General features: G+C 75.1%; 1 protein-coding gene. It reads right to left on the bottom strand.

Annotated elements, in window-relative coordinates; translation table 11 throughout:
• On the bottom strand, window positions 1-7,500 hold a 7,500-nt coding region (locus tag CCN51_RS41375; protein ID WP_143676057.1), incomplete at both ends, for a non-ribosomal peptide synthetase.

Here is a 7,500-nt window from a genome sequence, read left to right as displayed (position 1 = left end):
AGCGCGGTGGCCGCGGGCACCGCGCTCGCGGGCACGGCTGCGCCGGCGACGGCCGACGGCTGGTGTTCGTCCTGGCGCCTCGGGCCGACGAGTTCCCGCAGTGTCCCACCGTGCTGCTCGGCCAGGAACTCGGTGAGCTCGGCGACGGTCAGGTACTCGAAGAACAGCGTCTTGGACAGCGGGCCGAAGTGGCGCTCCAGCTCGCGGGTGAGGCTGAGCACCAGCAGCGAGTCGATGCCGTAGTGCTCGAAGGACTCGTCCGCGGCGATGTCGTCGGCCGGCATCTTCAGCTCGGCCGCCAGCAGCCCGCGCAGGAACTCCTCGGCGGGGCCGCGCAGATCGCCGGCCGGGTCCCCATCCGCCGGTGCGGTCTCGCGGGCCGGCCGCGGCGCCGGGTCGGGGGCGCCGGCGGGCACGGCGGGGCGCCGCAGCAGCGCGTCCTCGATGCGGCCGCGGTCGCCCGCGGTCAGCAGGACGTGGGAGGCCCCGCTCGCCAGCGCGCCTTCCAGCGCGTCGAGGGCGGCCTCGGTCGGCAGCGGTTCCATGCCGAACGCGCGCCGCATCGCCTGCCGCGCCTCGGCGCCGATGGTCATCCCGCCGTCGCGCCACAGCGACCAGTCGACCGCAAGGCCCTGGGCGGGCTGCCGCCGCTCCAGGTAGTGGGCGAGGAAGCTGTTGGCGAAGGCGTAGTCGGTCTGCCCGACGTTGCCGAACACCGCGGCGGTCGAGCCGAACGCGACGAAGTAGTCGAGCTGGTCCCGCCTGGTCGCCTCGTCCAGCAGGACCAGGCCGCGCACCTTGGGCGCGAGCACCGCGTGGGCGTCCGCCCCGCTCTTGTGCAGCGCCAGCGAGTCCCGCAGCGTCCCGGCCGCGTGCACGATGCCCGCGATGCGTCCGAACCTGCGCCGGGCCTCGCGCACCACCCGCTCGACGTCGTCCCGCACACCGACGTCGGCCTGGAGGTACAGCCAGCCCTCCGGCATGTCCTCGGCCGGCTCCGAGCGGCCGACCAGGACGACGCCCGCGCCGGGGTGCCGGGCGATCCGGTGGGCGACCAGACGGGCCAGCTTCCCCGAGCCCCCGGTGACGATGTGCGCCCCGTCCCGGGCCAGCGGTGACGCCCCGGCCGCGGGCAGCGTCAGCGCCCGCCAGCCGCGGACCGTACGCCCTGCCCCGTCGACCCGCAGCTCCGGCTCGCCGCCGCGGAGTTCGGCGAGCACCAGGCGGGCCAAGTCGGCGGCGGACGCGGACGCGGCACCAGTGTGGGCGAGCACGGTCATCCGGATCCCGGGGTGCTCCTGCCCGATCGAGCGCGCGAAGCCGTCCAGCGCGGCGTGTGCGGCCCCGGCCGCCCCGGGCTCGTCTCCGTGGACGTACAGATAGCGCAGCGGCCCGCCGCGTCCGGCGATCCGGGCCCGGCACACCTCCAGCGCGGTGTGGAAGCCGCCGCGGAGGGCTTCGTCGAGCCCGCCCCGGGGGGCGAGGTGGACGAGGTGCGAGGCCGCGCCCGGGTCGCCGACGCGGACGCTCAGCCCGGGTGCCAGCCGCAGGAGTTCACCGCGCAGCTCCGCCGCCCGCCCGTCGCCGGTGTCCACGACGGCCAGCAGCTCCACCTCGGCGCCGGTGTCGGCCTTATCAGCCTTGTTATGGGTTTCTCGCCACACCGGCTCGAAGGCATGCACACCCGACTCGGGCCGGGACACGGCGCGCAGGGTGAACCGCTCGATCCGGGCGACCACGGTGCCGTCCTCCGCGGTCAGCGCGATGTCGAACACCTGCCCGTCGGCACGCCGCTGCACCACCGTCACATGCGCATAACAGACCTCCGGCAGCTCAGCGCGCAGCGCCACAGACCCGATCGAGTACGGCAGGTGCGGCACCGAGCCGGACACCAGCCAGCCCGCGGTCTGCAACGCGCCGTCCAGCAGCGACGGGTGGAAACGGTGGTCGCCGACGTCGGGGCGGCGCAGCCGGGCCAGGGCCTCGGCGTCGTCGAGCACCAGCTCCTCGATCACGCGGAAGCTCGGCCCGTACCGGAAGCCCAGGCTCTCGAAGTAGTCATAGGCCTCCTGCCGGCTCCTGGTGCGCGAACACCGGTTCCGTACGGCGGCCAGGTCGATCTGCTCCGCCGCCGCGCCCGCCTCACCCGCCTGCTCGAACACGAGCGTTCCGCGGGCGTGCGGGTGTTCCCCGGCGATGTCGAACGCGCCGGAAGGCGCCACCACGACGCGCAGGTCGTGGCACTGCCCGGGGGCGAGGGCGACGGGTGCGGCCCAGACGACATCGTCGATGCGTCGGACCCGGGCGGCGCCGTGTGCCCGCTCGCCCGCCAGCCGGGCCATCTCCAGATGGACCACGCCGGGCAGCACGCGCTCCTCGCCGACCACGTGATCGGCGAGGAAGAACTCGGCCCCGGTCAGCCGCTTGGCGAAGGCGGACTCGCCGAAGGTCGACACGTTCTCGTCCAGCAGCGCGGCCCGACCGCTCCCGGCCGTGGATTCGGCCCAGTGCCGGGTCCGTTCGAACGGGTAGGCCGGCAGCCCGATCCGGCGGGCGGGCGGCAGCCCGGACCAGTCGGACCAACTCACGTCCGCGCCCTCGGCCCACAGCTGGGCCAGCGCCTCCAGGTCGCGCTCGGCGAACAGCGCCCGCACGTACTCCCGCCAGGCGGCGCCGCGCGAGGTCGCGTTGCGCCGCGGTCCGGCGGGCACCCGGCCGGTCAGCGCCCCGGGCTCGGTCCGGCCCTCGGCGTGGGCGTCCAGGTGGTCCAGCAGTTCGGCGCGGCCGCGGGCGACGAAGGCGAGCCGGTGTTCCATCGGCTCGCGGCCCATGCGCAGGGTGTGGGCGACGTCGGCCGGAGCGGGCTGCTCGGCGCGGACGAACGCGGCCAGCCGCCGCGCCTGCTCCCGCAGCGCGCGTCCGGTCCTGGCGGACAGCACGAACAGCTGCCCCTCCGCGCTCTGCCCATGGTCCGTCCCCGTGAGGACCGTGAGGGCGGGCTCCGCCTCCTCGATCACCACGTGCGCGTTGGCGCCACCGAAGCCGAAAGAGCTCACCCCCGCGCGGCGGGGCAGTGCGGTGCCGTCCGCGGCCACGGGGGCCGGCCAGGAGCGGGTGGAGTCCACGATCTCGAACGGGCTGCCGGACAGCTCCAGATAGGGGTTGGGCTCGTGGAAGTGCAGGCTGGCCGGGAGGGTCCGGTGGCGCAGCGCGAGGACGACCTTCAGCAGCCCGGCGATGCCCGCGGCGGCCTCCAGGTGGCCGATGTTGGTCTTCACCGAGCCGATCCCGCAGCGCGGCCCGCCGTCCTCCGCGCCCGGCTCCGCGTCCCCGTACAGCTCGGCGAACGCCTGCTTCAGGGCACCGAACTCGATCGGGTCGCCCAGGGCCGTCCCGGTGCCGTGCGCCTCGATGTAGCCGACCGTCCGGGGGTCGATGCCCGCCGCCCGGTACGCCTCGACCAGCAGCTCGGTCTGCGCGTTCGGGTTCGGGGAGGTGAGCGAGGTGGTGCGGCCCCCGTGGCCGACGGCGGTCGCCTTGATCACGGCGGCCACCGGGTCGCCGTCCCGGCGGGCCGCCGCGTGGTCGCGCAGCACCACGACGCCCACGCCCTCACCGCGCACATAGCCGTTGGCCGCGGCGTCGAACGCCTTGCAGCGCCCGTCCTCGCTGAGCATCTCGCCCTGGCTGAGCGCCGCGTAAAGACCGGGGTCCAGGATCAGGCTGACCCCACCCGCGATCGCCAGGTCGCAGCTGCCGTCGCGCAGCGCGGCGACCGCCTGGTGCACGGCGGTCAGCGAGCTCGAGCAGGCGGTGTCCACCGCCACGCTGGGGCCGCGCAGATCGAGGAGATAGGAGATCCGATTCGGGATGATCGACTGCGCGGCGCCGGTCAGGGTGTGCGCGTCGACCGCTCGCCCGGCGGCCCGCTGGACTTCGGGATAGTCGGAGTTGGTGGTGCCGATGAACACCCCGACCCGCTTGCCCGCGAGGTCCGAGGCCCGGTAGCCCGCGTCCTCGATCGCCGACCACACCACCTCGAGCAGCAGCCGCTGCTGGGGGTCCATCAGCTCGGCCTCACGGGGCGAGATGGAGAAGAAGGCCGCGTCGAAGCGGTCCACGTCGGTGAGGAATCCGCCCCAGCGCGAGCGGGACTCGCCCGTGTGCGCCCGCCAGTCCCACCGGTCGGCGGGGATCTCGCCGACCAGGTCCCGGCCCTGCTCCAGGTGGTCCCAGAACTCCGACAGGTCGGCCGAGCCGGGCAGCCGGCCGGCCATGCCGACGATCGCGATGTCCCCGGCCCCGCCGGCACGCCCGGGAGCCGACCGCTCGGGCGCCGGCCGTACGGTCGACTCGGCGGCCCCGGCCCGGCCCGCGTCCGCGCGGACGTCCGCGCCCGTGGCGTACGGGGCAGGGTCCGCGGCCCCGCCGCCGGCCAGGTGGGCGGCCACCGCGGCGAGCGTCGGGAAGCGGTAGAACAGCGTCGGCAGCACCTCGATCCCGTACCGCTCGCCGATCCGCGTGCTGAGCGCGGTGAAGCTGACGGAGTTCATCCCCAGCTCGCCGAGCGGGACGTCGGGGCGCGCCTGCGACACATCGATGGCGAGGATGCCGGCGACCATCTGGGCCAGCTCGCCGGTGCCGACCGCCGGACGCCGCTCGGGGGCGGACGCCCCGCGCAGCTCGTCCAGGGGCGCGGCGGTCAGCCTGGCCCGGTCCACCTTCCCGTTGAGGGTCTGCGGCAGCGCCGGCAGCGCCACGAGGGCGTCCGGGACAAGGTGTGCGGGGAGGCGCCCGGCGAGCGCGTCCCGCGACGGCACGGTGGCGCCGTCCGCCAGCACCAGGAACGCGTACAGGACGTTCTCGCCGCCGACCCGGCGCGCCACCACGACGGCCTCGCGCACCCCCGGCCGGCCGCGCAGCGCCGACTCGACCTCGCCCGGCTCCACCCGGAAGCCGCGCACCTTCACCTGGGCGTCGAGCCTGCCCAGATACTCGACGCGGCCGTCGGGGAGGGTGCGCACCAGGTCACCGGTGCGGTAGCGGCGGTCGCCTGCCATGGTGACGAACCGCTGCGCGGTCAGCTCCGGGCGGCCCAGATAGCCGGTGGCCAGGCCCGTGCCCCCGATGTACAGCTCGCCGGGGACACCGGCCGGCACCGGCCTGCCGTCGGTGTCGAGGACGTACAGCCGGGTGTTGTCGATCGGATGGCCGATGGTGACCCGGTCGCCCGGTGCCAGCCGGCAGACGGTGGACCAGATGGTGGTCTCGGTCGGCCCGAACATGTTCCACACCTGGCCGGCGCGGGCGAGCAGCTCCTGGGCGGTGTCCTGGTCGAGCGCCTCGCCGCCGCACAGGACCTTCAGTCCGCGCTTCCCCCGCCATCCGGCGGCGAGCAGCATCTTCCAGGTGGCGGGGGTGGCCTGGACGACGGTGGCCCGGCCGGCCTCCAGCAGGCGGCGCAGCAGCACACCGTCCCGGGCGATGTGGGTGGGCACGATCTCCACCCGGCCGCCGGTGATCAGCGGCAGGAACAGCTCAAGCGCGGCGATGTCGAAGCAGACGGTGGTGAGGGCCGGCAGATGGTCGTCGGCCGTGAACCCCGGCTCCTCGGCCATCGACAGCAGGAGGTTGGCCAGGGCCCGGTGCGGGACCTGGACGCCCTTGGGACGGCCGGTGGAGCCCGAGGTGTAGATGACGTACGCGGGGTCGTCGGGGGTCGCGGCGGACGTCGCCGGCCGGCCGTCCACGGCCGGGGAGGGGTCGTCCCCCGGCGCGTCGAGCAGCAGGACTTCGGCGCCGAGGTCGGCCCGCGCCGAGGACTGGGTGACCAGCAGGCACAGCCCGGCGTCCTCGGCCATGTAACGCAGCCGCTCGGCGGGGTAGTCCGGGTCGAGCGGTACGTACGCGCCGCCGGCCGCGAGCACGCCGAGCAGGGCCACCAGCATGTCGTGGGAGCGGTGAACCAGCACGCCGACGGTGCGGCCGGGGGCGACTCCGCGCCGCCTGAGCCGGCCGGCCAGCCGTTCGACGCGCTCCATGAGCTGCCGGTAGGTCAGCTCGGTGTCCGGGTCGGACACCGCGATGGCGTCGGGGGTGCGACGGGCCTGCTCGGCGAGCAGCTGGGGCAGGGTGCGGCCGTCGTGCACGGCCCGGCGGCCGACCAGGGGCGCCTGGTGGGCCGTGGCCTGTTCGCCGCCGGCCCGCCGGGTGAGCCGGTCGAGGGGGGCGCCCGGCTCGGCCAGCGCCGCGTCGAGCAGCTGGGCGAACCGCTCACCGAGCCGGCGCACGGTGTCCTCGTCGAACAGGTCCGGGTTGTACTTGAGGCAGTACCGGGCGCCCTCGGGCTCCTCGACCACCTCCAGGGTGATGTCGAACTCGCCTTCCTGGTGCACCCCGGGGAACACGCCGGCCACCGGGGCGGTGTCGCCGCCGTCCTTGACCCAGTTCTGGAAGTAGAACGCGGTGTCGAACAGGCGGCCCGGGGCGCGGAGCTCCTGCGCCAGCGTCAGCAGCGGGTAGTCGCTGTGCTCCAGGGCCTCCAGGACGGTGTCCCGCACGCCGCGCAGCAGGGTCCTGAAGTCCTGCTCGGGGTCGAGGTCGTGCTTGAGCACGACCATGTTCATGAAGTAGCCGAGAACATCGGCGTATTGGGGCGACGGGCGTCCGGCGACGGGCGTGCCGACCAGGACCCGGTCCCCGGGGGCGTAGCCGTGCAGCAGCGTGACGTAGGCGGCGAGCAGCACACAGAACAGCGAGGTGCCCTCGTCGTCGGCCAGTCGCCCGGCCGCCTCGATCGGGCCCGCCTCCAGGCGGCCTTCGAGGGAGGCCCCCCGGTAGCCGGGCACGACGGGGCGCGGGCGGTCCAGCGGGAGGCGCAGCGCGGGCAGCTCTCCGGCCAGCTGCCGCAGCCAGTACGCGCGCAGCCGCTCGCCGCGCTCCGAGGCCAGCAGGTCCTGCTGTTCGCGTACGAAGTCGGCGAAGGTCGCCTTGGGCGCGCCGGCCGGCGGGGACTGCCGGTAGAACGCGGACAGCTCGCGCAGGAAGACCGGGATGGACACGCCGTCGAAGACGATGTGGTGGAAGGTGAGCAGCAGGACGTGGCGGCCGTCGGCCAGGCCGAACAGCGTGGCCCGCAGCAGCGGCCCGGCGGCGAGGTCGAAGGGCTCGCGCAGGCAGGCCCGGGCCGCCTCGCGCACCGCGGCCATGTCCCCGGTGGAGCTGGTGTCCAGCCGCCGCTCGGTGAACGCGACCTCCCGGCCCGGGTCGACCACCTGCCGCTCGCCGACCACGCGGGCCCGCAGCTGGGGGTGGCGGTCGACCATGGACCGCAGCGCCGCGCGCAGGGCGGCCACGTCGACGTCCGGGTCCAGCCAGAAGGCGAGGGGCAGGTTGTAGGCGTAGTTGCCCGGTGCGGTCCGTTCGATGACGCTCAGCGCCCGCTGGCCCACCGGCAGGAACCGGTGTCCTTCCCGCTCTCGGTGGGCCAGCGGGCGCTGA

It is taken from the genome of Streptomyces milbemycinicus, assembly GCF_002154605.1.
In the GTDB taxonomy this organism is placed as follows: Bacteria; Actinomycetota; Actinomycetes; order Streptomycetales; family Streptomycetaceae; genus Streptomyces; species Streptomyces milbemycinicus.
This window is presented reverse-complemented; position numbering and strand designations above follow the sequence as displayed.